At 57.0% G+C, this 25,795-nt stretch carries 20 protein-coding genes; 13 read left to right on the top strand and 7 right to left on the bottom strand.

The annotated features are described in order from the left end of the window. Positions 1 to 123: 123 nt before the first annotated feature. Positions 124 to 1,746 (top strand): L-lactate permease, encoded by a 1,623-nt coding sequence (locus HMPREF2528_RS06790; protein ID WP_049362796.1) that lies wholly within the window; start codon positions 124 to 126, stop codon positions 1,744 to 1,746. A gap of 272 nt (positions 1,747 to 2,018) precedes the next feature. Then, positions 2,019 to 2,408, top strand: coding sequence for a DUF1304 domain-containing protein (locus HMPREF2528_RS06785; RefSeq protein WP_005506606.1), 390 nt, complete (start codon positions 2,019 to 2,021; stop codon positions 2,406 to 2,408). Between the two features lie 136 nt (positions 2,409 to 2,544). Here the strand turns inward: HMPREF2528_RS06785 and HMPREF2528_RS06780 are convergent, their stop codons facing one another. Both HMPREF2528_RS06780 and HMPREF2528_RS06775 read right to left on the bottom strand, forming a co-directional pair. Next, positions 2,545 to 3,333 (bottom strand): DNA-3-methyladenine glycosylase I, encoded by a 789-nt coding sequence (locus HMPREF2528_RS06780; RefSeq protein WP_049362798.1) that lies wholly within the window; start codon positions 3,331 to 3,333, stop codon positions 2,545 to 2,547. A 215-nt stretch (positions 3,334 to 3,548) separates the two neighbouring features. Continuing rightward, positions 3,549 to 4,160: a methylated-DNA--[protein]-cysteine S-methyltransferase gene (locus tag HMPREF2528_RS06775; RefSeq protein WP_049362801.1), complete on the bottom strand. Its 612-nt coding sequence runs from the start codon at positions 4,158 to 4,160 to the stop codon at positions 3,549 to 3,551. A 313-nt stretch (positions 4,161 to 4,473) separates the two neighbouring features. Between HMPREF2528_RS06775 and HMPREF2528_RS06770 the strand changes: the two genes are divergently transcribed. Next, complete coding sequence (locus HMPREF2528_RS06770; protein WP_152901969.1) at positions 4,474 to 5,079, top strand: hypothetical protein; 606 nt, start codon at positions 4,474 to 4,476, stop codon at positions 5,077 to 5,079. Positions 5,080 to 5,186: 107 nt separating this feature from the next. Here HMPREF2528_RS06770 and HMPREF2528_RS06765 read toward each other — a convergent pair whose 3' ends face one another. Beyond that, a complete protein-coding gene (locus tag HMPREF2528_RS06765; protein WP_246823643.1) occupies positions 5,187 to 5,501 on the bottom strand; it encodes an N-acyl-D-glutamate deacylase in 315 nt (104 codons plus the stop codon). A 350-nt stretch (positions 5,502 to 5,851) separates the two neighbouring features. Here HMPREF2528_RS06765 and HMPREF2528_RS06760 point away from each other — a divergent pair, with 350 nt between their 5' ends. From HMPREF2528_RS06760 to grpE, 7 genes are all read left to right on the top strand, one after another. Then, positions 5,852 to 8,032, top strand: a complete 2,181-nt coding sequence (locus HMPREF2528_RS06760) for a hypothetical protein (RefSeq protein WP_070543387.1) — start codon at positions 5,852 to 5,854, stop codon at positions 8,030 to 8,032. A gap of 97 nt (positions 8,033 to 8,129) precedes the next feature. After that, a complete protein-coding gene (locus HMPREF2528_RS06755; protein ID WP_070543385.1) occupies positions 8,130 to 8,753 on the top strand; it encodes a hypothetical protein in 624 nt (207 codons plus the stop codon). Between the two features lie 78 nt (positions 8,754 to 8,831). Then, the gene (locus tag HMPREF2528_RS06750) at positions 8,832 to 10,400 is read left to right on the top strand and encodes an Hsp70 family protein (RefSeq protein WP_246823908.1); all 1,569 of its coding nucleotides are present in this window, start codon (positions 8,832 to 8,834) and stop codon (positions 10,398 to 10,400) included. A gap of 119 nt (positions 10,401 to 10,519) precedes the next feature. Next, on the top strand, positions 10,520 to 11,755 hold the full coding sequence (locus HMPREF2528_RS09045) for a J domain-containing protein (RefSeq protein WP_083297887.1): 1,236 nt from the start codon (positions 10,520 to 10,522) through the stop codon (positions 11,753 to 11,755). A 127-nt stretch (positions 11,756 to 11,882) separates the two neighbouring features. Further along, positions 11,883 to 13,433 (top strand): Hsp70 family protein, encoded by a 1,551-nt coding sequence (locus HMPREF2528_RS06740; RefSeq protein WP_070543378.1) that lies wholly within the window; start codon positions 11,883 to 11,885, stop codon positions 13,431 to 13,433. Between the two features lie 83 nt (positions 13,434 to 13,516). Beyond that, on the top strand, positions 13,517 to 14,671 hold the full coding sequence (locus HMPREF2528_RS06735) for a J domain-containing protein (protein WP_141744695.1): 1,155 nt from the start codon (positions 13,517 to 13,519) through the stop codon (positions 14,669 to 14,671). Between the two features lie 504 nt (positions 14,672 to 15,175). After that, entirely contained in the window at positions 15,176 to 15,814 is a 639-nt protein-coding gene (grpE, locus tag HMPREF2528_RS06730; protein ID WP_070543375.1) for a nucleotide exchange factor GrpE, read from the top strand. A gap of 426 nt (positions 15,815 to 16,240) precedes the next feature. Here grpE and glpK read toward each other — a convergent pair whose 3' ends face one another. The 3 genes from glpK to HMPREF2528_RS06715 form a co-directional block, all read right to left on the bottom strand. Beyond that, positions 16,241 to 17,797: a glycerol kinase GlpK gene (glpK, locus tag HMPREF2528_RS06725; RefSeq protein WP_049353020.1), complete on the bottom strand. Its 1,557-nt coding sequence runs from the start codon at positions 17,795 to 17,797 to the stop codon at positions 16,241 to 16,243. Positions 17,798 to 17,839: 42 nt separating this feature from the next. Further along, positions 17,840 to 18,637 (bottom strand): MIP/aquaporin family protein, encoded by a 798-nt coding sequence (locus HMPREF2528_RS06720; protein WP_005507711.1) that lies wholly within the window; start codon positions 18,635 to 18,637, stop codon positions 17,840 to 17,842. A 344-nt stretch (positions 18,638 to 18,981) separates the two neighbouring features. Further along, positions 18,982 to 20,727, bottom strand: coding sequence for a glycerol-3-phosphate dehydrogenase/oxidase (locus tag HMPREF2528_RS06715; protein ID WP_070543373.1), 1,746 nt, complete (start codon positions 20,725 to 20,727; stop codon positions 18,982 to 18,984). A gap of 123 nt (positions 20,728 to 20,850) precedes the next feature. On the opposite strand from HMPREF2528_RS06715, the gene HMPREF2528_RS06710 reads away from it, so the two are divergent. The 3 genes from HMPREF2528_RS06710 (at position 20,851) to HMPREF2528_RS06700 (ending at position 24,251) form a co-directional block, all read left to right on the top strand. Beyond that, positions 20,851 to 21,798, top strand: coding sequence for a sugar-binding transcriptional regulator (locus HMPREF2528_RS06710; protein ID WP_070543371.1), 948 nt, complete (start codon positions 20,851 to 20,853; stop codon positions 21,796 to 21,798). A gap of 201 nt (positions 21,799 to 21,999) precedes the next feature. Beyond that, the gene (locus HMPREF2528_RS06705; protein ID WP_246823907.1) at positions 22,000 to 23,442 is read left to right on the top strand and encodes a 6-pyruvoyl tetrahydrobiopterin synthase; all 1,443 of its coding nucleotides are present in this window, start codon (positions 22,000 to 22,002) and stop codon (positions 23,440 to 23,442) included. An 11-nt stretch (positions 23,443 to 23,453) separates the two neighbouring features. Continuing rightward, a complete protein-coding gene (locus tag HMPREF2528_RS06700) occupies positions 23,454 to 24,251 on the top strand; it encodes a transcriptional initiation protein Tat (protein WP_070543367.1) in 798 nt (265 codons plus the stop codon). 193 nt (positions 24,252 to 24,444) lie between these two features. On the opposite strand, the gene HMPREF2528_RS06695 is transcribed toward HMPREF2528_RS06700, so the two are convergent. Next, positions 24,445 to 25,371, bottom strand: a complete 927-nt coding sequence (locus HMPREF2528_RS06695) for a LysR family transcriptional regulator (protein WP_070543365.1) — start codon at positions 25,369 to 25,371, stop codon at positions 24,445 to 24,447. Positions 25,372 to 25,795 lie beyond the last annotated feature (424 nt).

The following is a 25,795-nucleotide window of genomic DNA, read 5'->3' as shown; positions in this document are numbered from 1 at the left end:
CAGCGGTAGAGGCGTCGTGAGGTTACGCCTCGTGCTACCCCATAAGGGCAGGCGGACGCACCCTACAGCGGCATCCAAACCGCTGTAGGTACACCCTGCGGCGAGGAAGGACATACCACTCTCATGTGGTCGCAAACCTACGATCCCCTCAACTCCCCGGTGCTCTCTGCACTCGTAGCGGCATCTCCCATTATCCTTTTTCTACTCTGCCTCACGGTTTTCAAACTCAGCGGCATCAAATCAGCGCTAATCACCCTAGCCCTGACCCTGTGTATCGCACTCGGAGTCTTCCACCTGCCCTGGACAGCAGCCGCAGGTTCTATTTTCTACGGATTCCTCTCAGCGCTATGGCCTATTGCATGGATTGTGCTCATGGCAGTGTGGCTCTACCGTATCGCGGTGCGCAGCGGAAAATTCGCCATCGTGAGGTCCTCTGTCTCCTCAATCTCAGCGGACCAGCGCATCCAGGTGCTACTCATCGCCCTCTGCTTTGCCGGGTTTATTGAGGGCGCGGCGGGCTTCGGCATCCCGATTGCTATTTCTGTAGCGCTACTGGTTGCCCTGGGTTTCAACCCGCTCAAAGCCGCTATGCTCTCCCTGGTCGCTAACGCCACCGTGGGCGCCTACGGTGCGGTCGGTATTCCTGTGACCACCGGTGCCGCTATCGGTAACGTAGACCTGGGGCACCTATCCAACCAGATGGTTTGGGTCCTGCAGATTTTTGCGGCCCTCGTACCCGTGCTCGTGGTCGCTATTCAGGACGGTCTGCGCGGCATTCGTGAGGTAGGCTTAGTAGCGCTCGCAACCGGTATCGTGATTTCTGGCTTGCAGAGCATCATGCTGTGGGTCCTGCAGGACCCCGAGCTCATCGGCATTTTGCCGCCCCTTGTCGGACTGGTGTTCCTGGCGGTCGTGATGCACTTCTGGCAGCCCAAGCACGTCTATCGCGAGCCCACCGCACCGACTCTGGAAGAGCTCTCCGCGCAGGACGAACCGACGTACAGCCTGCGCGAAGTTGCGAGCGCCTGGAGCCCCTTCATCTTCCTTTCCATCACCATCCTGCTCTGGTCCACCGTGCTGCGCCCCGTCTTTGACCATAACGGAGCCCTGGGCTTTGCAAACCTGAGCTTCCATGTGCCCGGTATCCACCATCAGATTGGCGACGGTGAAGGCCTGGCTATCCACGCGGTCTTCAACTGGAACATCCTGGGTGCGGCGGGTACCGCCATTCTGGTGGCGGCTCTGCTCTCTGCGTTCACCTCGAAAATTACCGTCCGTGAGACTCTGCAGGAGCTTAACGGTGCATGGCAGCAGTTGAAGAAACCCATCTACATGATTTGCCTGGTCATGTCCGTAGCAAACCTCATGAACTACGCGGGCATGACCTCCTCCATCGCTCTGGCGGTAGCTACCGCGGGTGCGCTCTTCCCGCTCTTCTCGCCCATAATCGGCTGGGTTGGCGTGTTCGTGACCGGTTCGGTGACCAACAACAACGTGCTCTTCGCCGGTCTGCAGGCAAGCACCGCGCATCAGATTGGTGTAGACCCCGCCATGCTGGTTGCAGCCAATACCTCCGGTGGTGTGATGGGCAAGATTGTGTCCCCGCAGTCGATTGCGGTGGCGGTTGCCGCCGTGAACGAGGCAGGGCAGGAGTCGAAGGTTACCTCCATAACCATCAAGTACAGTCTCTTCCTGCTGGTACTGCTGTGCATTTGGACGTACCTGCTCACGCTCATCGTGCACTAGGCTTTTAAGCGACTTTTCCTGTCTTCGAGGAAGAACCGGAAAGATGGGCTGAACGCTCGTTGCGACGTAACGTCGTGGCGAGCGTTCGCCGTATCCTGGGGTCCACGGAACAGAAAGCAGACAAACCACGAGGTAGGGGTAGAATTAGTATTTGTGCCCACACACCGGAGACGTGCACAGGAGAGGCAGCCCGGCTGTTATCTGTGCGTTACTCGCTCGCCCGCTACGTGAGACACACGGCTAACAGATGACCTACTACTCAAGGAGAAACAATGCAGGCACTCGCAACGGTCACCACCGTTTTTGCCTTCGTAGCAATCGCTATTCACGTGTACATCTGGATTATCGAATCCTTCCTCTGGACTAAGCCTAAGGGTCGCGAAACCTTCGGAATGACCGAAGAATTCGCCGAGTCTACCAAGGAGATGGCAGCAAACCAGGGCCTGTACAACCTGATGCTCGCCTGGATCGCCGCAACCGGTCTGCTCGCTTTCTGGTTCGGCTCCCCGCAGGTAGGTGTGGCACTCATGTTCGCAGGCCTGGGCTCCATGGCGATTGCCGGTGTCTACCTGTTCCTCACCTCCCCGGATAAGCGCAAGCCGGCACTGATTCAGCTGACCCCGCCGCTGCTGGCGCTGATTTTCCTCTTCGTGATGATCTAACCCTGTGACGATCTAATTCAGAGCGGAACCTCTCAACGTATAGAAGCCGCGTGCTTACTTCTACGAAGTGGCGCGCGGCTTTTCTGCGCCCTTAGACGCGAGCACGCCGAGCGTGGGGAGCTTAGGGCGAGGGGGCTTAGGTAAAGAGCCCCGAACAGCCGCGCCGATGCGAGTCCACCAGGTGCGCATCCACCATGCCGACCGCGCACATGAGCGCATAGGCAGTCACCGGACCCAAGAACACACCTCCTAGAGCTTTAAAAGATTTGGCAAGAAGCGCGGACTCGGGTGTATCGGTAGGAATATCCTGCAGGGTATGCGGCGCGATAGTCTCGTGCGGCGCGAAGGACCACAGCCACGCCGGTAGCCCGCCCGGTACACGCGTGCCGTCGGATAGGGTGCGCTCGCGCATCCGGTCCAGATCTTCATCGCTGAGCGTACGAACTCGACGACGGCGGGTATTCGGCGCCTCAACGCTATCCGTATTGGTCGGGGCAGAAGAGGGAGCGATAAGGGGAAGACGAATATCCTCCGCGGATGCGTCACGCTGCGTGGCGGCAAGCTCACGCATCCGAAGGGTCAGCTGCGCATTGGAGATGACCGCGCGAATCTTCCGCTCGTTACGGATAATCTCTTCGTCCTGGAGGAGCCGCGCAACATCCCGGTCGGTGAACGCAGCCACGCGTTCGGGATCGAAACCCTCGAAAGCGTGACGAAATGCCTCACGGCGGGCAAGAATCGTGCGCCAGGAGAGCCCAACCTGAAAAGCCTCGAGACTCAGGGCTTCGAAGAGTCCCCGCTCATCGGTGACGGGCATACCCCATTCGGTGTCGTAGTAGTCGCGCAGAAGCTCATCGGTCACCCACGTGGGGTAGCTCGGGGTGTTTTCGAGGGGGTTGGCGGGAATAGTAGGTTGCGAGGTCACGGTTTCTCCTCTCTGAGAGTGCTGAGCTCATCCGAATATTTCGGAAGCATGTTCTACTTAAACAGTAGCCCTAGCGTGAGTAAATCGCAAGTATATTCGATTATATGTCGTGGTGCAGAGCAACGAAACCGAAAATAGGTACGACAGAGGGCAGAGCCCGCATCCGATGCACGCTCCGCCCTCTGACAAGTCTCAATCACCGCCGGGTGACATCGCTAGAAGAGCCGCGCCTCCCGCACCTCTTCCGGCTCCTCCAGATTGAGAAGGAACTGCTTACGTTCAACCCCGCCAGCGTAGCCAGTCAAACTACCATCAGCACCAATAACGCGGTGACACGGAATCATAATAGAAACCTTATTGCGGCCGACCGCCTGACCCACCGCCTGCGCCGGAGCACCGGGACCAACCGCACGCGAAATCTCACCGTAAGTGGTGGTGTACCCGGCAGGAACAGTCTTCAGATGCTCCCACACAATCAGCTGAAAATCGGTGCCCTCAGGATCTAGCGGCAACGTAAAAGAAGTGCGCTTGCGCTCAAAATACTCGGAGAGCTCTGCCTCAGCACGCGACAGCAGCCGCGCCGCAGCATACTCTTCGGTAGGCTCTTCCTCTTCCGCCGTGTTGTGCTCCCGCAGGTAGGCTCCGGGATTCTCGATGAGTCCACCGAGCTCATGGGGGAGCGGAAAATGTGCCTGATCCTCGTACCAGATGCCAACAATCGCGTTCGCGCGGGCGGCGATATAGAGCACGCCGACGGGGCTCGAGTAGCGAGTGTACCAGCGCGTGAGCGCTTCCGGCGGCTGCGGCGAATCGGTCGCTTTGGTCATGCTCTTCCTCGTAGGCTCGTGGGTGTGTACTGCCGATGGTGCAAAGGGCAAATACCCCTTTCAACCATCATAGGGGAGGGGTGCCTCCGTACCGTACCTGTAGCGGGTTTTGTCTATAACTGACCGGTATATATGAGATGTATGCACCGCTGTTGAAACATCTCAAGACGCCCCGTCAATTTTGCCTGAGCCCCAAGAGCTGGCATTCTGTGAAGTACACACCGATACACCGCAATTCAATACTCCGGCTTCTCCACCCCGCAGCGGGTAGGGGATGGCCTGTGTTTCTCGTACCCCAACGATGGGTTCAACGATGACTGAAATTGCAAGGAGAAACATGGAAGATCTGAAAGACATCCGCCGGCAACTCAAAGAAAACCCGGAGAGCCGAGAGCTTAATAACCGTTACGCGCAGGCGTGCCTCGACATCGCGAAAGAATATACCGTTACGTCCCAGGGACATATCTTTATTTGCTCGCCCTCAGATTTAGAAGCCGTACGGTACGTCATGGCCAAGATCCCTAACGCTTCGCTTCTAGACGGCGAAACCTTAGAGGAATACAAACGTCTGAAGAGAGCCGTCACCCAAGCCCGTATGAATAGAGGCAGGCCCGGTAGCATGATGGGCATTTACTATGCCCTCATCCTTTTTATAGTGATGCCTATAATGGCGGTACCAATCCTTGCGCTGTGGGAACTCACCGCGGGGAGCACCTCAGACCACACCCGCGACCCGAGAGCCCTTATTTACCTGATTCCTGTCGCTCTCATTACCGCTGCGCTTCTCTGGGTTGGGTGGCTTTTTGAACGAATCCCCGGCTGGAAATATAACGCTCTGATCGTCGAAAAGAACAGAAGGATAGAACTAGCCAGAGCCGAAGCTGAAGCGCAGCGGAGCACTGACTCAAACCAGAAATAATCTTGAGTGTAGGGTCGGACTCTGAACCGCGATTTTAATGCAAACGTGCCGCCTCACCGGTACCGGTGAGGCGGCACATTTATGCTGTCTAGGGGATGGCAGGCACGCTACTTAGCAGCTGCTCCGTTGGGATTGCCCTCCGTGTGGTGAAGGTGCGGCAGGTGGGTCGAGTGCAGGTCGTGACCGAGCACATCGTGTGCGTCCGGGTCCTCGTTCGGGAGCACGTGCGAGTACTTGGAGTAGTAGCGGTACAGCGCGTAGGCGCCAATCACAGTCAGTACGATAGCAACGCCCAGAGCCCACGGTACAGCTGCGGGAGAATACATGACAGAGAAGAGCACCAACAGCCAGGAGAGAGCAGCTGCAAGAACCGAAATGTTCATAGCAATAATTGCAAGCTTGCGGCGACGGACATCAACCATAATCGGTGCGGGAAACCCGCTCCCTCCTTCCAACGGAGCCTCTCTCCGTTCTCACGACCACCGGAAGGTGCCAGATGCATAACCAACCGCCATCTTCGGCGACCAGAATAGAATCAATAAGCCTATATATCTATGATACGGCGCTTGAAATGGACATCAAAGGTACACAAACGCTGTTAGACCAACCCCACACAACATGTGAATAACTGTCTCAGCAGAGGAGTAGATGACGATACAGGTCACTCGGTGAAGATGACCTGTGGCATGATTAAGACACTGAACACAACCACACCCATACGACATATGATGATGCCAGCGACGGTACCGTCATAATGAGGAGAGCCATCGAGATGACGACTTTCACCGGCGATTGGGGGAGCGCTGAGCGCGTTTCTGCTTACTTCCGTGACCGATACCGTGCCCACGATCAATGCGGAACCCTTGAACTTAACAACCCGCACGCTGCCAAGAACGCTTACGCGGCTCTTTTCCTGGGACTGAACGACTCAGCAGGGCAACCGACGAACGCCTCTCTCGCCGTGGAGGCGCTACACCTGAGCGCCTCCGAATGCCGGACCGTAGACTTGGGGTTTGATTTTTCCCCCTTCTACTCGGTACCTCCTCTGAACCCTCCCGTATGTCACCTGGTGATGGGAGCAGACTTTGGTCCTGTCAATCAGAAGTACGCGCTATCCAGCCTGTACGGAACACCTCGACTGTACCTGGTAACCGGTGACGCACCGGATAAGAACCCCCAGGGGTTCTACGCCAAGCTCGCCCTTTTTGCTTCGAAACTGCGCGCCGCCGAAACTTGGAACCGTACTAAGGTGTACGTGCTGGCCTCCCACTTTACCGGGGTAGCCAATGAGAAGCTGGGGCCCGGCTACGAAGCATTCACCACCTATTCTGTGCCGATGAAGGGCGCGCCCGGCACCGCTAAGGGGCAGCGTGAAGAGATCGTTAACCTCAGCCTGCACAGCTCGTTCAAGCCCCGCGTCTTCTGGAAGGATCACTCGGCTTTTCCCGCAGATGGCCGCGGTAAAACCCCCTGCATTGAAGGCAACGAGCTCATCAAATCCACCCCGGAAATCGGTTCCTCTCTGAGCGCTGAGGAAATCGCTGAGGTATTTGGGAATAAGAGCACCCTGAATGTCTATATCTACCGCATTAGTGTTCCGCAGATTTTGGGTATGGGACCTCACGTCTGGGGTGCATCGCACATGCTGTGGATTTTGACGAACCACCTGCGTGAAACGGAGTATTTCCCCTTCGGCGAAGAACTGCTGCAGGACATTCAGTCGGTTGAAGCGCTCTACCAAATGACCTACCAGATGTCTGCAGGAAGCCACGCTCTTACCACTTGGCAGACGAACCGTATTCAGGCGGCAGAAGAATATCCCCAGGTCGAAGAGCTACCGATTGATGTGGATGTCGTCCAAGGAATTATTTGGGATTTCGAACTAGCAACCCGCGTGGCACTCGAGTTCGAGGCATACGGCGAAATAGCGTACCGAACCTCAACCTTCTCGAAGGACCCGAACGCCCAATGGTACGAGGCCACCCGCAACCCCAATATTCAGGTAGACATCAAAAACGCGGCTGAGGACGAAGCATCCGCTTCCGAGAACATGGAACAGGAGATGAACTCACAGCAGATGGTCCAGGAACTGGCTGAAGGAGCCGAATGCACCGTTGTATTTGGCGTGTACCCCGGTCTGGTGGATTACCGTCGCGGCCCGAAGGACAGCCGCTGGACGAACTGCCAGCCTCTGCGTACCGTCGCCCTCATGGCGCCTGAGGAACGCTCCTTCCGTGTTGACCAGATGAATAAGGCACTCTACGAGAGTGACGAAGCTTTGGAAATGCGAATTCGGCACATGCTCCTGCCCGGTGAGGAGGGGGTAACTCCTGACCATCACCTCGTGCTTGTTTACGGGCAGGTGCCTGATATCCAGCGGGACGAAGCCCTCAACAGCCTGTTGACGCAACTTAGCGCGTACAACCCGAAGGTTATCATTCTTGAGACCGGCGCGCTGGACTACGACGAACGATACGAGCAGACCCCCTGCTCGACCGCAACCTACCGCACCGACGGCAAGCTCTACGAGCAGCCAATCCCTCTCTCGGAGTATTACCGTCGATGCGTAGAATGCGAACCCGGCGCGCCCTACGATGTATCGCATCCGGCAAAATTCCAGAGCGGTACGTTCGACCATGAGGTCGCTGAGCAGACCGAGAACCTCGCCTTCACCATTCATTACGAATGGGGACTGCCGGTGACGGTACTCCGCGTGGGCTACGCATTGCCCTACCTCTACAAGACGGAAGGCACCATGCTTATTTCTCAGGCAGTCCTTCGCCGCCTGGAAGAGCAGCTACCTACTCCCATCTTCGGCTCGCGTGAACGTGAAGTCATTGACGCAATGGTGCTCGACCAGTACCGAGCATTTGAAGAAAAGATGGAAACCGACCCGGATGCACGTGACGCTCTGACGAAGGCCCGCCGCGGGGTACTACCCTGGGGCGTGTAACCGTTCGCCAGCCGTACCGTTTACCAGCAGTGGAGCCCGGCACATTAGCCGGGCTCTGCCGGAGCCCTCGAAGGAAGGCTTGCAGGAAGGAAGACCAATGAACGTTGACAACAAGAAGAAGCAGCCTCGCCGCGGCGTGGGTGCCACGCTGGCCATTACTCTAGCCTGCCTGCTGACCGGATGCGGAAATATCTGGGGATACACGCATCCCGATGGTAGCGGCGGAGGATTTGTAGATAACCTGTTCCGCGGGAATGGAAATAGTTCATCAAATACCGTCCAAAAACCGAAAGTTCCTGCTGATGCATATCCAGGAGCTGGGGAGAAGCGCATCCCCTCCGATGCTGTTGAGCTACTTTCTTCAACGACCCGTAACGGGCTGACTGCTCCGATTTTCCGCTCTCCGACAGGCAATATTATCTGTCAGAATATCGAGGGGAATTTCGGTTGCGGAATTGTAAACTACTATGAAGACAAACCTTATGGAGTGGATGCCAACGGCGAAACTCTCTGGTGGATTGAATTTAGTGCTGAGGAAGTTCATCTAACTGCTCATGAGACCCCCGAGGCTACCACGCAGACGGAAGCTGTGTTGCTCTACAACACGAGCGTGTACAGCGGAAATATTGTCTGCGGCGCAACCGAAAAGGGCGTAACCTGTTGGGACTACACGACCGGCCACGGTGCGTTTATGAGTCGAGATTCGTATACTGCCTTCTAACAACGGTTATAAGCTGACTTGGTAACTCTCAGAGGCAAGGGCTACCATGAACCAATATTCACTGACGATAGATGGAGGATGACGATGGGAATCGCCGTCGGAATTGACCTGGGTACAACCAACTCCGCTGCTGCTGTGGTGGATCCCACCGGCGTGCCGCGGATTGTGCGAAACCGCGATGGGGCAAATACGACCCCCTCTGTAATCCTGTTGCAGGACTACGGTGCCGGTGATGAGCCTCTGGTAGGCGCCCAAGCAAAGCAGCATGCCAGCCGTGTTGGCTCGGACGTCGCCCAGCACGTTAAGCGGTACATGGGCGACCCCACCTGGCGATTCGACTCGGCTACAGGTTCCAGCTACACCTCGGAGGAAATCTCCGCAATGATTCTGCGTCGATTGAAAGAAGACGTCGAGGTGCAGATGAATGTCCCCGTCACGGACGCAGTAATTACTGTGCCCGCATACTTTGACGATGCACGCCGTCTAGCGACCCGTCACGCCGGCGAGATTGCGGGACTCAATGTGCTGGGTGTGCTGAACGAACCCACCGCTGCCGCGCTAGCCTATGGTGTCTCCACCAGGGGAAATACCCATGAGACTGTCCTGGTATACGATCTGGGCGGCGGTACCTTTGACGTGACCATCCTGAACGTTTCAGGCGGCGATTTCACGGTTCTGGCAACGGACGGTGACCGACGACTGGGCGGTTATGACTTCGACAGCGAACTGCAGCTCATGATTGATGAACAGGTCCGTTCGCAGGGAGGTCCCAGTTGCCTTGACGACCTGAACGCTCTTAACGTAGTGCGCGAGCAGGCTGAACAGATAAAGAAGGGGTTGTCAACCGCGGCTACAGCTGGAGCTCTAATCGTGGTTGGTGGTGCTTCATATCGAGTTATTGTTGAACGCTCAGAGTTTGAACGACGAATTGAGCGTTTTCTTAACCGTACCCGTGACCTGGTCATCGACACCCTGGAATCAGCACAGTTGGGTTGGGCTGATATCTCTCGTGTGCTTTTGGTAGGTGGCTCTACTCGAGTGCCTGCTGTGCACAAGATGTTGAAGGTACTGAGTGGCAAGGAACCGGACACAAGCATTAATCCGGATGAGGCTGTGGCCCTTGGGGCGGCGGTGCAGGCAGCTCTTCTTGCTCCTGAAGATCAGGAAACTGTCGGGTACTTGGGTGGTCGTTCTGCTGTGGAGGGGTATATCGGTGCCCCGGTGCGCGTTCAAGATGTGACTAGCCAAGGATTGGGAGAGATACTGCTGGAAAGGGATAGCGATAAGAAAATTAACTCTATTATTATTCCTCGCAATACCCCTTTGCCTGCTCGAGAAACAGGATATTCCTCGACCCGTTACGACAATCAGGTAAGGTTCGTAACTACCGTGACGCAGGGAGACGATAGGGACCCTGAGTTTGTGGTTACTCTTGGAGAAGCCATCATTGATATTCCGCCGTATCCTAAGGGGGCACCAATCGCCACGACCTATAGCTACGATTTGGACCAGATTGTTCATGTGGAAGTTATCGATGAGACGACGGGCCTTCAGCTGGAAACCTTTGAGATCGAACGCGTATCAAATCTGAAGAAATCGCAGGTCGAAGAGGCAAAGAAGCGTATCGGCGGCATGACTATTATGTAGCCGGTTGACTTTACATAGCGGTTGCTCTTGAATGGGCGGGTTGTGAATAGGGCAATCCACCCCTCCTAGCCCAATAGTTAACAAGACCGACGAGAAAGCGATGAGGACTAGCTGTCGTCATGCAGAATTACTACGAAATCCTGGAGATTGAACCGACCGCAACTGAAGAACAGGTGCGTTTGGCTATCACTCAAAAGCGTCGTACTACGCGGGCGCTTTCCAGTCACCCGAATGCGGAGAAGCGCCACAAGGGTGAGCGACTCATGCAGCAGCTCGCTGAGGCTGAGAAAATCCTGCTGAATCCGCAGACCCGTGTAACCTACGATGCGGATCTTCAGGCATTCCTCAAAGATGCAGACCAGGAAGAACATGGCACCGATCAAAGCGTTCCTTTGCAACAACACGAAGAATTGCGCCAGCAGACTCTTCAAGCGCAGCAACAAAACGCGCAGATGCAACGTGAGATGGAACGTCTGCAACAGGAGATCCGGCGTAAGGAGCTCGAACACGAACAAGAATTACAACGTCTGCAGAATCAGACTTCTTCCGATCCTACACAAACCCCTACCCAGGTTATAAAGCAGCCTGAACCGTCGCAGGATAGTAAGAAGCCTAAGCAAATAACTACTTCAGCATCTCCACAGGATCCGAATAGAGCACCATACCGTACTCTTCCTGTGCTTGAAGCTCGTGATGCAAGTCGGGAACAGCTTGAATCAGCTGACGAAATCCTTCGACAAGCGGGTGTAGGACATACGCAGGATGCAGTACGTGCTGCTAGTGAACTATATCAAGCAGGTCGGCGTGACGCAGCGATTATTCAGGCATATGCATGGGCGCTTATATACGATATCTATCGTTGCACCTATGCGGGCTTTGCAGGTCCTAACCCATACGGTGTACAGCGCTCACCATTGGGTACCTTAGTGAGTTCGGCGCAAATCCGAATCGTCCAGTTGCGGTTAGCACAACTAAAGAGGCTACCTCTACTGGGATTCACAGAGATTGATCAGGCTACGCGAGAAATCCAAGACGCTTTATCACATGCGCGTAAACGTCAGAAACGCCTTAACTGGGTTGGTATTATTCTAACTATTTTTCTCGCTAATTACCTTTTCCTTCCTCAGCTGATGGAATTATTGGGCCTGAGCGGAATTCCTGCAGATCGCGCAGCATCTGTATGGTTTAAGGATCTTGTTCAAGTGCTTCTTTTCCCGTACGTGTTTATAGCGGTAGCTTTTCCTGCTCAATGGGCTGAAGATCGGGCCTTTATAAAGCGTGCGAAGAAGAACTCTCCCTCTGCGCCTCCCGTGCCATGGTGGTACGGGGTGAAACGAGCCGAACCGCTGACGTAGCCCTGAAACGCCCTCGCGACGCTGTAGCGCGGACGTCGGCTATCGAAGACAGAACACGAAACGTTACTCATATACACATCTGCGGTATTTTGCCGTAGCAAGCATACGACTAGAAAGAGAATGACTTATGGGTATTGCAATTGGTATTGACCTGGGAACCACTAACTCTGCAGTTTCGGTGGTTCGTCCTACGGGTGTGCCTGAGGTGCTTCGCAACAAAGAAGGCGACACCGTGACCCCCTCCGTGGTGCTTTTCCAGTCCTTCGGCGGCGCGGATGAGCCTCTGGTGGGTGAGCAGGCGAAGCGCCAGGCAGCGGCGTTCCCCGAGGACATCGTCCAGTACGTCAAGCGTTTTATTGGCGACCCGACCTGGCGTTTTGACGCTTCTTCGGGTACCCAGTACACCGCTGAGGAAGTTTCTGCAATTATCCTGAAGCGTCTGAAGGAAGACGCTGAGCTTGCCCTGGGTGAAGAGGTCACCGACGCTGTCATCACCGTACCCGCTTATTTTGATGATGCCCGTCGTACCGCTACCGCCCATGCGGGTCAGATTGCTGGCCTGAACGTTTTGCGTGTGCTGAACGAGCCGACCGCTGCGGCCCTGTCGTACGGTGTGGAAGCTGACGCCAACGGCACCGTGCTGGTATACGACCTGGGTGGTGGCACTTTTGACGTCACTATTTTGAAGATTAACGGCACCGAATTTGAGGTTCTGGCTACCGATGGCGACCGTAACCTGGGTGGTTTCGATTTCGATAACGCCCTGATGGAGTACCTGAATAAGCGTCTGATGGAGCAGGGCGCTCCGGACGCTCTGGAAGATCCTTCCCTCACCGCTGCGTTGCGTGAGAAGGCTGAGTTTGCGAAGAAAGCGCTGTCGACTGTTCCGAAGACGAATGTGCAGTTTTCCGCAGAGGACCAGCACTACCGTGTGCCGTTGACTCGTGAGGAGTTTGAGGAATGTACGGTCAGCCTTCTGAACCGTACCCAGGAGGTTCTCGAGGACGTTCTGAGCGCAGCGAAGCTGACCTGGGCTGATATCGATAAGGTGCTGCTGGTGGGCGGTTCCACTCGCATGCCTGCGGTTCGAACCCTGGTGGAGCGTATCTCTGGCAAGACGCCTGAGCTCGATATTAACCCTGATGAGGCGGTCGCTCTCGGTGCTGCAGTTCAGGCAACCCTGGCTGGCGACGTGGAGGTCAGCACGGAGCAGGTTGGTTCCAAGGCTACCGTGGAGGGCTTCCTGGGCGGTAGCGTCAAGATTAGCGACGTGACCAGCCAGGCGCTGGGCATTATTCTCTACAACGCCGACGGTTCGACTTTTAACCATGTGGTGATTCCGCGTAACACCAAGGTTCCCTGCACCCACGAGCAGAACGCCCAAACCCTGTTTGACGGTCAGAATGCCCTGGACATTAAGGTCACTCAGGGCGAGGAACGCGACCCCGAGCTGGTGACCGTTGTTGGTAGCGGCGAGCTTTCCTTGCCCGCCTACCCGAAGGGTGCGCCGCTGAAGGTCATCTACGCCTACGACGTGGACCAGACGGTTCGTGTTGAGGTGATTGACCTGACCGCTAATGCTTCTCTCGGCTCTTTCAACATTGAGCGTGTGGCTAATCTGCGCCCTGAAGAAGTACAGGAGGCGCAGCGCAAGATTGGCGGCATGGAGGTGAACTAGCCTTTGATGTCCCTCAGGAGGCTCTTCATGGGTCTCCTGAGGGATATTCCCTCCATTACTGGTTGATACGGCAGACAAACACTATGGATACTCAGAATTATTACGAATTGCTTGGTGTAGACCCAACAGCAAGCGCAGAAGAGATTCGGCAGGCGCTGAGCGCAATGCGAACACGATTCCGAAGACTGACTTCGCACCCGGACCGAGCCAAAGTTCGTGCTGGCGAAGACAGGCTGGAGCTTCTAGAACACGTAGAGAAAACTCTACTAAACGCGTCTGCTCGAATTGCGTATGATCGAGACCTTGCTCAGGAACAAGGTACGAGCGCATTTACTGGGAATTCCGGAAGCGAAACGAAATCGAACCCTCGCATAGAAGGACTACGAATCGACATGCGTTATGCATGGGAGCAGAATAACTGGAACTCCCTGGCAAAGTTTGCGCAGTCGATGACTCGTCTTAAGCAAGATGATAGTGAAGCCTGGGAAATGCTTGCAATCGCATATCTATTGGGGGATTGGGATCGTAATCGCCGCCGTGAGGCGCAACATGCTATCTCTCAAGCTCGACGTTATGGGTCAGATAACGAGGAACTATTACTCAATCTTGAATACATCATTGCGAATAAATCAAAGGATATGTCTCGGGCTGTAGAGATAGCTCAGCAACGAGTAAATATAGACCCTGAAAATGCTGATTATATTTATGACTTTGTAACTGCACTTTGGAATAATGGGCAGCGTGCTGAAGCCTTGCAAAGTATTGAGCAGGCGGTTGCAATTCATGTGAATAATCCTGATTTACAGCGTCTGCAGGCAGATCTTCGCCTGAGGGAAGCGAACTTACAGGGAGTTGTTTATAAAAAAGATATACGGATTGTCTCGAAGGACCAGATTAAAGCTACTCGCACTAACCTCTCCATGATTACCGATGCTCATTTATTGCCAGATGATCTGCTACAGATGTATCGTGCTATCGATAATAGGGTGATATATGCCCGGCGTCGTCCCTTTACCATAGGGAGACTTATACGTTTCGGCGTATACGTAATTGTTGGATTTATCTTGATGGGTATAATTACTCCTATACTGAGTGGAATTGCTTCAATTGTTGGTGCCGGTGAAGCGGTTCATACTTTTATGTCATTTTTTACAGTTTTTGGAGTCCCAATTATTAGTTTTATTCATTGCTTCCCTCCTTACTGGAAAATTTTCCAAAAAGAGGTGGGTCGCCGATAGTTGAAGTGTGCCCTAAACTGCATTTCATCTTGTTTTAATTTATTTCTACCCTTATAAATAATAGATTTTGTAAAATCTGTATGATGAATAATGCCTTATTGAACGATATGATTCATTGTTTTTCTGTGCTGTTTGCTGGGAAATGCGTTGTTTTATATGGGTTGGTAGGCAAATTTTTAGTCTATGAATTGTAATAACCGTATCTAAGATGAATCCGCTACTAATCTAGGTAGCGGGGATGTCGATATATCATGACAAGGAGATAATGCCATGTCTATCATGGGTCCGGGGGATGCTTTAGCCTCTGGTTCTGATTCTTTTGACTCGGAACGGGAACATGAGAAAGCTCTTAAAGAAGCCCTCGAGAAGACGCACCGAGCGTTTCGGCACGAGGCGGAGCCCCTGCCCGAAGGGGCGGAACCACCCGCTTCGTCCGAGACCTCTAACTCGGACGCAGAGTTTTCTCAACAGCATATAGACACGGGCGAGGAAACGCATGAGGAGGTGGCAGCCACCGAGAAGGAGGAAGCGCCTCAGCTTGCCTCACCTTTTGTGACTGAAGACTTTGAGGTGCGCGTCCTGGAGCAGCTCACCGAGCTCAACCAACGTTTTGCGCAGCGCATCGCCGAGGACGGCGCTAAGAACCAGCTTATTCGTTCTGTACAGGCAAGCCTGCAGGAACGTGACGAGCGAGCATCCGGAGAGGCGTACCGTTCCCTCTTCCGCGATGTGCTCAACGCCCTGGACCGTCTGCTGAATCAGGAGGCGAGCGCATCGCTGAGCGAGTCTGTTGCCGATGAGATCGTCAGTATTTTTGAGATCCGCGGATTGCAGCGCATCGACGCGGTGGGTAAGTTCAACCCGGCGATCCACGAGGTTTCGGGTGTGGTTCCTTCTGCGCCCGATTACCCTGCCGGTACTGTGGTATCGGTGGAGCGGGAAGGGTATATTCTGGGTGACCGGACTTTGCGTCCCGCTCGTGTGATTGTGGCGAGGGATATGCCGAATCGTCAGCCTGCCGCCTCTACTGGAGCGGCTACTAACCGCCCTCAGGATGCGGCTGAGAGCGGTACCGGAGGTAGCGGCGAGGACAACCGCACCATCCCGCTTCCGACGGTGCCGAACAGCCCCTCCGGTGTGTAGTTTTTGACGCGAGTAAACAGTTTGTGCCTGACCACGAAGGTCAGGCACAAACTGTTTAACCCTTATATAAGCCCGTCCGCCGCAGTTCTTCAGGAACCACGGCGGACGGTGATAGGAGCGTAAATAAGTATCAGCGCGAACCGTCGACTCCTGTCAGGACAGCGCATGAATATGTCGCGTACGCGTCCTGTGCGGTACTGACACCTCACGAACAACACCGCGCCAGGTGACCGGCGGAAGATACCGAATTTACAAAAACCAACGGTACCCCAGCACTAATTTTTGTAGAAATTACGCCGCAATAAACGCTGAATTGAGCGTCATAAAACAGCGAAAAGCCCCGGCTGCTTCAACCCCATAGCGGGGGAGAAGCAGCCGGGGCGTCGCTAGTACGCGGGCCGTGCCGTTAGGCAACGGGTGCTGTGATTAGGCGGTCGGAACGTCCTCGTCAACCCACTCGAGGGTGCGGGAGACAGCCTTCTTCCACAGGCGGTACTGGCGGTCAACCTCTGCGGGCTCCATGGAGGGCAGCCAGCGCTTGTCCTCAGCCCAGTTGTCCACAACGTCCTGCTCGCCGCTCCAGAAACCAACAGCGATACCTGCAGCGTATGCTGCGCCCAGAGCGGTGGTCTCAACAACCTTCGGGCGGATTACGGGAACGCCGAGGATGTCAGCCTGGAACTGCATGAGGAACTCGTTAGCGGTCATGCCGCCGTCCACGCGCAACTCGGAGAGCTCAACACCGGAGTCAGCGTTCATTGCGTCCAGAACCTCGCGGGTCTGGAATGCGGTTGCTTCCAGCGCCGCACGCACGATGTGTGCACGGTTCACGTAGCGGGTCAGACCAACGATGACGCCGCGAGCGTCGGAACGCCAGTGAGGTGCGAACAGGCCGGAGAACGCGGGAACAACGTAGCAGCCACCGGAGTCCTTGACGGAGGTAGCCAGTTCCTCAGACTCTGCAGCGTGCTCAATCATGCGCAGGTTGTCGCGCAGCCACTGGATCAGGGAGCCGCTCATTGCGACCGAGCCTTCCAGAGCGTAGACGGGTGCTGCGTCGCCAATCTTGTATGCGACGGTGGTCAGCAGACCGTTGTTGGAGAAGACGGGCTCGTTGCCGGTGTTCATGAGCATGAAGTTACCGGTACCGTAGGTATTCTTCGCCATACCCTTCTCGAAGCAGGCCTGGCCAAAGGTGGCAGCCTGCTGATCGCCCAGGATACCGGCAATCGGGGTGCCGTTAAGCAGACCGGTTGCGCGGCCGAAGCCGTACACCTCGGAGGAGGACTTGATTTCGGGCAGCATGCTCATGGGGATGCCCATGTCTGCAGCGATCTGCGGATCCCATTCGAGGGTGCGGATGTTCATCAGCAGGGTACGGGATGCGTTGGTTACGTCGGTGACGTGAACGCCGCCGTCAACACCACCGGTCAGGTTCCAGACCAGCCAGGTGTCGGTGTTGCCGAAGAGCAGGTCGCCGCGTTCTGCGCGCTCGCGTGCGCCTTCAACGTTGTCCAGGATCCACTTGATCTTGGGGCCGGAGAAGTAGGTAGAGAGGTTCAGGCCGACGATGTCGTGGTACTTGCCAACGCCCTCTTCGCCTGCGAGCTCTTCAACGATTTCCTGGGTGCGGGTGTCCTGCCAGACGATTGCGTTGTAGACGGGCTCACCGGTGTTCTTGTCCCACACGACGGTGGTTTCACGCTGGTTGGTGATGCCGACTGCAGCGATTTCGTGGTGGTTGACTTCGCCGTTTGCCATAGCCATTGCTACGACCTTACGGACGTTCTGCCAAATCTCGGTTGCGTTGTGCTCGACCCAGCCGGCCTTGGGGAAGATCTGCTCGTGCTCGAGCTGGCCCTGAGCCACGTTCTCGCCCGCCTTGTTGAACAGGATCGCGCGGGAGCTGGTGGTGCCCTGGTCGATGGAGAGGATGTACTTGCGTTCGACGTTGAGGGTTGCGGAGTGCAGAGAAGTCGTCATTGATTTTTCCTTAGAACAAAAGAACGGGGGTATTAGAGAGGTTTAGAGGGGCAGAACTGCCGGAACGATCAGGCCTGCGAGGATAGCGCCGATGATTGGGCCAACAACCGGAACCCATGCGTAAGACCAGTTGGAACCGGTCTTACCGGGGATAGGCAGGAAGGTGTAGGCGATACGGGGGCCGAGGTCACGTGCGGGGTTGATAGCGTAACCGGTTGCGCCACCAAGACTCATACCGATAGAAACAACGACCAATGCAACAGCCAAGGGGCCAATCTGGGCGGGGGTCTTACCGGATGCGATGATCCAACCAATCAGGACGAAGGTGCCGATAATCTCGGTGAGCAAGTTCCAGCCGTAGGACTTGATAGCGGGGCCGGTTGCGAAGATGCCGAGGCGGTCGCCCGGGTCCTCATCGAAGTGCTTCTTGTAAGTCAGGTAGGCTGCGGTTGCACCAGCCATTGCGCCGAGCATCTGAGCGACGATGTACAGGGTGATGTTCAGCGGGGTTGCGGGAACGCCGGTTGCCAGGTCGCGGCCTGCAGTTGCCAGGCCAACGGTCACAGCGGGGCTCAGATGTGCACCGGAGTGGAAGGAGAGGTATACGGCGGTGAACACTGCCAGACCCCAACCGAAGGTGATAACAACCCAGCCTGCGTCCTTAGCATAGGACTTCTTCAGGGTCACTGCGGCGCATACGCCGGCACCGAGCAGAATCAGGATGAAGGTGCCGAAGAACTCGGAAAGTACAAAACCAAGAGTGGTGGGGGCACCGGATGCATCCACGAGTGCGGATGAGCCGGCTGCAAGTACAGTTCCTGCGGAAGCAAGAAGAGACATTGATGCTCCTTGAAGACGAAGCGTCTGGAAGGCAAGCGAACCTTTGCTTGCGTGTTCCCGTGCGTCCTCACCGCACGGGCGGATCGGGGCACAACGCTGTGCTGAAATGTGTAGCGGATTGCTACGAAAAATTGATAGATGTTTTTGGATGAGAAGCAGATCGTACCAGTGGGTTAACCCTGTATTTAGCTCGCTGCTTCTTATGCAGGGGATTATCGTAAACGGTTATTTAACCTCTCGTCCACCCCTCACCGAAAATATGAGATAATCCATGCTCGGTGAGGGGTGAACGGTCGGTTCGTACCGGATAACCGGTCACGAAAGGTGCGTGGAATCTCTACGGATTAGAGCTTCACACGGGGTGCCACGGGGGTGACAGCCTCAATCTTTGCCGATGCCTCAGCGTCGGTGGAGGTGGACTCTGCCTCGCGGATAGCCTGTACGCGTGCGGCGTAGAGGTCGAGTTCCTCCTTGACCTTCTTATCGTCCCAGCCGAGCTCGGCACGCAGGATATCGAGGATCTCGTCTGCTGCTGCCAGGCCGCGGTCGCGCTGCTCGAGGTCGAGGCGTACGCGGCGGACCAGAACGTCCTCCAGGTGCAGGGCACCTTCGTAGCGGACAGCGAAGACAACGTCTGCACGCAGGAACTGGGGTGCCTTAGCCAGGGGAGCACCGAGAGAGGGGTCAGCGTCGATGAGAGCGCCGAGGTCTTCAATCTGCGCGCCGTAACGCTCGAGCAGGTGGGTGATACGGTCCTCATCCCAGCCGTAACGCTCTGCGTAGCGTGCACGGTTAGCAGCGATTGCGTGGTAGCCGTCTGCGCCGACCAGGCCGATGGTTGCGGTCACGGAGGGGTTCTGCTTAGCCTGCTCGCCCAGTGCGAAGTCGACAGCGTCGGCAGCCATGACACGGTAGGTGGTGAGCTTGCCGCCTGCGATTGCGCTCATGCCGGGTGCAACCTCGGTCACGGTGTGCTCGCGGGAAACCTTGGTGGATGCTGCGCCGTCCTTGACCTTGGGCTGCAGCAGCGGGCGCAGACCGGTGTAGGTGCCGATGATGTCCTCGCGGGTCAGCGGGTTAGCGAGCAACTTGTTAGCCTGCATCAGCACGTAGTCGATGTCCTTGCTGGTTGCGACGGGGCGCTCGCGGTCCTCGGTGTAGGGGGTGTCGGTGGTGCCGATGATCCAGTAACGCTGCCAGGGGATGATGAAGAGCACGGACTTTTCGGTCTTGGTGAAGATACCGCTGGTCGCGTTGATGCGGTCGCGGGGAACCACGATGTGGATACCCTTGGATGCCAGAACCTCCAGGCCACCTTCGGGGTTAGCCAGGGACTCGGACTCTTCGGTCCACACGCCGGTTGCGTTGATGACGTGCTTTGCGCGTACGTTCAGGCGCTCACCGGTCTCCAGGTCTGCCAGCTCTGCGCCGATGACGCGGCCGGATGCGTCCTTGGTGAAACCGACAACCTGGGTGCGGGATGCAGCCAGTGCGCCGTAGCTTGCAGCGGTGCGGACGACGTCGATGACGAGGCGTGCGTCGTCAACGCGTGCGTCGTAGAACTGGATTGCGCCGCTGAATGCGGAGTCCTTGATGTCGGGGAAGACGGTCTTGGTGCCGGCCTTGGTGAAGTGGCGCTGGGAGGGGACGCCCTTGTTGCCGCGGGAGCCGAGGAATGCGAGGGTGTCGTACATGCCGATGCCGATTGCGGAGTATGCGCGCTCGATGACGGGCATCTTCAGGGGCCACAGGAAGGGCTGTGCGTGCACCAGGTGGGGTGCGATCTTGTTCAGCAGCAGGCCGCGCTCGGTCAGTGCTTCGGTCACGAGCTTGAAGTCGAGGTTGTAGAGGTAGCGCAGGCCGCCGTGAACGAGCTTGGAGGACCATGCGCTGGTGCCTGCAGCCCAGTCGCCTGCTTCGACGATACCGGTGCGCAGACCGCGGGTTGCTGCGTCGAGGGCAATGCCTGCACCGGTGATGCCGCCGCCGACGACCAAGATGTCGAGTTCTTCGTTGACCATGCTCTTGAGCGCCTTGGCGCGGGACTCGGCGGTCAGCTGAGACTGCTGTGCAATGTGCTGGGAGCTCATGTACTGCTCTTTCCTGTATTGCCGCTTGTGCGGCGTGGGGGTTTCATCTTGCATTTAGTAAAACCCAATGGTGAAATAATAACCAAGCAGTATGAACGGATTTTCACTGGGGGTCTGTGGCAGATGAACGAACGCGCTAACCATACCTATGAGGCAGCGCAGCTGTACTACATCCACAACATGACGATGGATGCTATCGCGGCTCGTCTGGGAGTCTCCCGCGCCACTGTATCGCGCCTCCTTAAAAGTGCTCGTGAAAGCGGCATGGTGCAGATCCGTCTAGATGATTCCTTCCGCGCCCGTAGCGAGCTTGAGCGCCGCATCGGTGAGCGCTATAAGGTGCGCGTTACTCTCGTGAACGTGCGCCCGGATGCTACCCCCATTGCCCGTATGAGTCAGGTATCCCGTACTGCGGCGGCTCTACTTGACTCCCTGATTGATAATGGAACGAGCCTGGGTGTGGCGTGGGGTTCGACCATGACTGAGATTTCTCGTCATCTGCCGCGCCGCCCCCTGACCGGCGTGAAGGTCGTGCAGCTCAACGGCGCGGGCAACGCGCACCACTCGGGTATTCCGTACCTGGGTTCTCTGTTGGGGCAGCTGGCCAACGCCTACGAGGCGCAGACCGTGCACTTCCCGGTTCCCGCCTTCTTCGACTACGCCGAGACGAAGGAAGCCATGTGGCGCGAGCGCAGCGTGCAGGCAAGCCTGCGGGTGCAGCAGAGCGTGGACCTGGCCATCTTTGGCGTGGGTGCGTTCGGCGGCCCGATTCCCTCGCACGTGTACTCGGGCGGGTATTTTGACGCGGAGGAGCAGTACCGCTTGCGCGAGCTGGGAGTCGTGGGGGATATGTGCACCGTGCTATTGCGCGAGGATGGGTCGTGGGCCGATTTGGAGCTGAACCGGCGCGCATCGGGGCCCACTCCCAAGGAGCTGGCGCGTATCCCGCGGCGCATTTGCGTGGCTTCGGGGGTGCACCGCGCGCGGGCGCTCCGCGGGGCTCTGCGCACCGGCGCGATTACGGATTTGGTGCTGGACGATGCGCTCGCCAAGGTTCTGATGGATAGGTAGCTTTCTCGGGGGGGGGGAGGAGGTACTCCTCGACCGCCGCGAATTATTCGAGCTCGGCCTGAATGATGCTTCAAGGTGACACTGAAGTGTCGTCGTGAGGCGGTTCTTAGACGTACAATGTGAGTCGTTTGCACTGCACTCGGTGCAAATTTTTGCTTGCGGATGCAACATTCGCCTGCAGAACACCGATACAGAACACCGATGTCTACCGCTTACGTGCGCACCGCACGAATTGGCGAGTCACTCACCGTTGAAAGAACCAGCCACATGAACATCACCTATAACGCCCAGCGGAACCCGCACCTGGGCGCTCCCGGCGTCACCACCATGCACGGTGAGGCTCAGTCCTCCGACGCGACCCCTCTGCCCGGCCCCGGCGCGGGGCAGTGGCGCATCACCGGAACCAAGCTTGGCGGCGCCTGCCCGACGATCCTTGCCGGGCGCGACGGCTTCATCCAGGTGCTGTGCACCCAGGTCTTTGCGCACGGAGAATTCATCACCCCGAAGCTTTCGATTCTTGACCCGCACACGGGCCGCGAGCTTTCGCACCTGGACATCCCCAAGGGGGCCCTGCTGGGAGGCGTGTACGCCTACCTTGACGCGAAGGACCGCATGGTTCTGGTGGACGGTTCGCGGTGCCTGCTGAAGCTGGGGCACTCGAGCGACGGCCGCAGTATTCGCGTGGAGGAGCGCATCGACCTGAGCCGCATGCTGGCCCAGAGCCCCAAGGACGCGGTGGTCGGCCTGGTGCCCGATTGGGGCGGGCGCATCTGGGTTGCCACGAAGAACGGCTACGTCGCGGTCGTTGATGCGGAGCGCGGCACGATTCGTTCCATGCGCTTGAACAGGGTGTCGGTGGCCGGCGAGCGCATCGACAACTCGATTTCGGCCTGCCCGCTGGGAGTGAGCGTGGTGACTTCTCACGCGATTTATATGCTGAACGCTACCGCAACCGGTGCCCCCGTCCTCAAATGGTGGCATGCCTATGACCGCGGTAGCGCCCGCAAGCCGGGTAAGCTCGCGTGGGGCTCCGGTGCCTCCCCGACGTTCTTTGGTCCGAACGGCTCCGATTACGTGATGCTGACCGATAACTCTGATATTCAGGAGTCGGTCATTGTGTACCGCACCAATAATGGCGCGAAGGTCGGTAGCGCCGGCCTGTTTACTGCCGGTACCTCTGGCACTGAGAACTCCATGATCGGTGTGGGTAACACGATGGTCGGTGCAAGCACCTACGGCTACCCCTACCCGAAGTACCCGGAGGGCGCCGGTCCGTCGGTGCCTGCGAACGCGCTTTTTGCTCCCGGTATGGAGCGTTGGGATATTACCGACCGCGGTCTGCGTAAGATTTGGGATCGTAAGGATGTGTACTCTTCGGCTGTTCCTCGCTATTCCGCCGCCGACGGGCTGATTTACACCTGTGAGCGTCGCCGCGGTCCGGCTGGTTTGGCGAATGGCGCCTACGCGTGGGCTGTCGCGCTGGACATGGAAACCGGTAAGACGATGCACGAGCAGCGCCTGCCTCAGCACGTGAGCCTGCTGCTTGGCGGTGGTGACACCCTGCAGATGGTGGGCACGATTGACCGTTACGGCACCTGGTGGCAGGGCACGATTAGCGGCGTGTACCGTATCGCGAAGGCTTAGGGGAGTAGAAAATGACTAAGAATAATCTGATGAACGCTTCTCGCCGTACCGCGTTGAAGGTTGCGGGCGCTTCGGCTGCCCTCGTGGCTGGCGGCGTGAGTGCTGCGGAGGCGGCAACTCGTTCGGGCGGTAAGCGCGCTCGCGTGAGCCCGGTGACCCAGCGTCCTGGTGGACAGCGTGGCGGGCAGCGCGGCGGCGGTGGACAGCACGGTGGCGCGGCGAGTTCTGCGCTGATGCAGGTGCCGATGCGCTATAACGAGTCGTGCATCCGCCTGGAGTTGAAGGCAACGTCTGGTGTGCAGGCTGTGTCTATGCAGAGTCAGCCGGCGCGTACTGTTGCTTTCCGGAATTTGCCGACTCGCCTGAGCATTATTAACGAGGGTAATTCGACGCTGCCGGTGGGTACTCGCCTGATGGTGCGCGCTCGCGCGCAGGATCCGAAGACCGGTTTGTTGTTGAATCCCGCGGTGACTCTTCGTGTTACCTCGGGTCAGGCGGTGTTGCCTTCGGGTATCCTGGGCGCTTCGGCTTTGGTGGCTCCTGTGGATGCTCTGAATCTTGATGCGGTGCGCCGTAGCGAGCAGACCGGTCAGGCTGGTGCCGGTAGCGAGAATGTTCTGGAGTTGCGTACCGCTATTCCTCGCGGTCATCGCCTGGATGTTCAGCTGAATTATCAGGTGGCTTCGGGTGTTGCCGGTTCTGCGTTGAAGCAGGTTCATGTGAGCGCTGTGCTGGATATGACGGCAGCCGGTTTGTCCTCTTCGTTCTACGAGGTGCAGAGCCCGGCTGTGGTGGCTTCGCTGAACTAGCAGTTAAGCTGGCTCCTATGGCTCCTACGAAGGAGGGGCACGGCGGGGGAGTAGCTCCGCTGTTGTGTGCTTTTATACCTCTATATATAGGCGCCTGTTCAAAAAGGCATGGTGAAAGGTCGGGGTCGTTCGTGGGAACGGCCCCGACCTTTGTGTCGTCTAGCGCGCCGGCATGGGTGGCGGCTGATTTTTCCTATACGGTTTCGGTCTTTTCGTGTTCGCCGAATGCTACCTTGACCGCGTGGTGCAGTGCTTCGCGCACCATGGCGATGGCGGGGTTGGCGGCGGACTCTCGGCGTACGGCGGTAAAGATTTTGCGGCAGGGCTTGCCGGGTAGCTCTACGATGCGTAGCCCCTCGGTGGTGGAGAGGGAGGAGAGGATGAATCCGGGCACGATGGTGACGGCGAATCCTGCTTTGACGAGGTTGGAGTTCGTAATCATGTCATTGGCGCTGTAGCGGATGACCGGCTCGAATCCTGCGGTGCGGCACTGGTTGAGCGCCCAGCTGCGGGAGGTGTTCTGTTCCATTTCGAGAACCCAGGGCAGTGCGTGCGCTTCCTCGATTGAGGTGATGGTGGAGGTACTGGGCACGATGAGACTGAGTGGGTCTTCGGTGAGCAGTTCGGAGTGTAGTTCGGGGTATTCGGGGATGTGGTGGTGCGGGTAAGCTTCGGAGAGCACCATGTCGTATTCGCGGCTTCGGGTTAGGGAGGTGCCGGTTTCGGGGTCGATTTGCAACACCTGCAGGGTGAGTGCGGGTGCGTGTTCGGCAAGGTAGCTGAGGGTTTCCGGTAGCAGTGCGAAGGCGGCGGACTGGAAGATGGCGAGGCGTACCATGCCAGCCGGTTCGCCGGTGAGGTTGGCGACGGAGGTTTGCATGCGGTCGAGTTCGCGCAGGATGCTGCGGGCGCTGTCGACGATGATGAGTCCGGCGCTGGTGAGCTGTACGCGCCTGCCGATGCGCTGCAGCAGCGGGGTGCCGGTTTCTTTTTCGAGGGTGGCGATTTGCTGGGAGACGGCGGAGGGGGTGAGGCTGAGTGCTTCGGCTGCGGCGATGACGGTGCCGCGTTCTTGGATTTCGAGGAGCATTTGCATGCGTCGGATATCGTAGATTGACACGTTTTTCCTCCCTGGTGCGCCCGGTTGTTCGGGTGGGTTGTGCTCCCGAACTCTTCCGTGGCGCGTCTCTCATCGTGGACTCTTGTCTATGGTACCGCGCGGGCTTTCGGCCGGCTCTTTTTGAGACGTCTGAAGTGGGGTGCCGACATGTTGGCTTGTGTAGCGAGTATTTTCGCGCTGAATGTGATGATTCTTGGGGTTGAAGATGCTTTTGGGACTGGTTTTGAAGTGTTCGTCTGTTACGAAGTGGGTTCGATATTTGCGCTCTGAAAGTGCTAGCCTGAGAGAGATGGATAGCGATGCCGCTACAAACTTCACCTTGTCTCTTCGAACAGGAGGTTCGGAGGGGGCGCGGGGTGAAAACCTCACCGCACAATCATTTAGAAAAACTAAATGGATTTTGGAAAAAACATTCAGTTTTTCT

The sequence above is a fragment of the Rothia sp. HMSC078H08 genome (genome assembly GCF_001808955.1).
GTDB lineage: Bacteria > Actinomycetota > Actinomycetes > Actinomycetales > Micrococcaceae > Rothia.
This window is presented reverse-complemented; position numbering and strand designations above follow the sequence as displayed.

What these genes read in the sequence shown, in the direction of transcription:
- HMPREF2528_RS06735 (WP_141744695.1), top strand. Translation starts at nt 13,517, where the DNA reads ATGGATACTCAGAATTATTACGAATTGCTTGGTGTAGACCCAACAGCA.
- HMPREF2528_RS06710 (WP_070543371.1), top strand. Translation starts at nt 20,851, where the DNA reads ATGAACGAACGCGCTAACCATACCTATGAGGCAGCGCAGCTGTACTAC.
- HMPREF2528_RS06750 (WP_246823908.1), top strand. Translation starts at nt 8,832, where the DNA reads ATGACGATGGGAATCGCCGTCGGAATTGACCTGGGTACAACCAACTCC.
- HMPREF2528_RS06715 (WP_070543373.1), bottom strand. Translation starts at nt 20,727, where the DNA reads ATGAGCTCCCAGCACATTGCACAGCAGTCTCAGCTGACCGCCGAGTCC.
- HMPREF2528_RS06720 (WP_005507711.1), bottom strand. Translation starts at nt 18,637, where the DNA reads ATGTCTCTTCTTGCTTCCGCAGGAACTGTACTTGCAGCCGGCTCATCC.
- HMPREF2528_RS06785 (WP_005506606.1), top strand. Translation starts at nt 2,019, where the DNA reads ATGCAGGCACTCGCAACGGTCACCACCGTTTTTGCCTTCGTAGCAATC.
- glpK (WP_049353020.1), bottom strand. Translation starts at nt 17,797, where the DNA reads ATGACGACTTCTCTGCACTCCGCAACCCTCAACGTCGAACGCAAGTAC.
- HMPREF2528_RS06705 (WP_246823907.1), top strand. Translation starts at nt 22,000, where the DNA reads ATGTCTACCGCTTACGTGCGCACCGCACGAATTGGCGAGTCACTCACC.
- HMPREF2528_RS06765 (WP_246823643.1), bottom strand. Translation starts at nt 5,501, where the DNA reads ATGGTTGATGTCCGTCGCCGCAAGCTTGCAATTATTGCTATGAACATT.
- HMPREF2528_RS06770 (WP_152901969.1), top strand. Translation starts at nt 4,474, where the DNA reads ATGACTGAAATTGCAAGGAGAAACATGGAAGATCTGAAAGACATCCGC.
- HMPREF2528_RS06760 (WP_070543387.1), top strand. Translation starts at nt 5,852, where the DNA reads ATGACGACTTTCACCGGCGATTGGGGGAGCGCTGAGCGCGTTTCTGCT.
- HMPREF2528_RS06775 (WP_049362801.1), bottom strand. Translation starts at nt 4,160, where the DNA reads ATGACCAAAGCGACCGATTCGCCGCAGCCGCCGGAAGCGCTCACGCGC.
- HMPREF2528_RS06755 (WP_070543385.1), top strand. Translation starts at nt 8,130, where the DNA reads ATGAACGTTGACAACAAGAAGAAGCAGCCTCGCCGCGGCGTGGGTGCC.
- HMPREF2528_RS06700 (WP_070543367.1), top strand. Translation starts at nt 23,454, where the DNA reads ATGACTAAGAATAATCTGATGAACGCTTCTCGCCGTACCGCGTTGAAG.
- HMPREF2528_RS06740 (WP_070543378.1), top strand. Translation starts at nt 11,883, where the DNA reads ATGGGTATTGCAATTGGTATTGACCTGGGAACCACTAACTCTGCAGTT.
- HMPREF2528_RS06790 (WP_049362796.1), top strand. Translation starts at nt 124, where the DNA reads ATGTGGTCGCAAACCTACGATCCCCTCAACTCCCCGGTGCTCTCTGCA.
- HMPREF2528_RS09045 (WP_083297887.1), top strand. Translation starts at nt 10,520, where the DNA reads ATGCAGAATTACTACGAAATCCTGGAGATTGAACCGACCGCAACTGAA.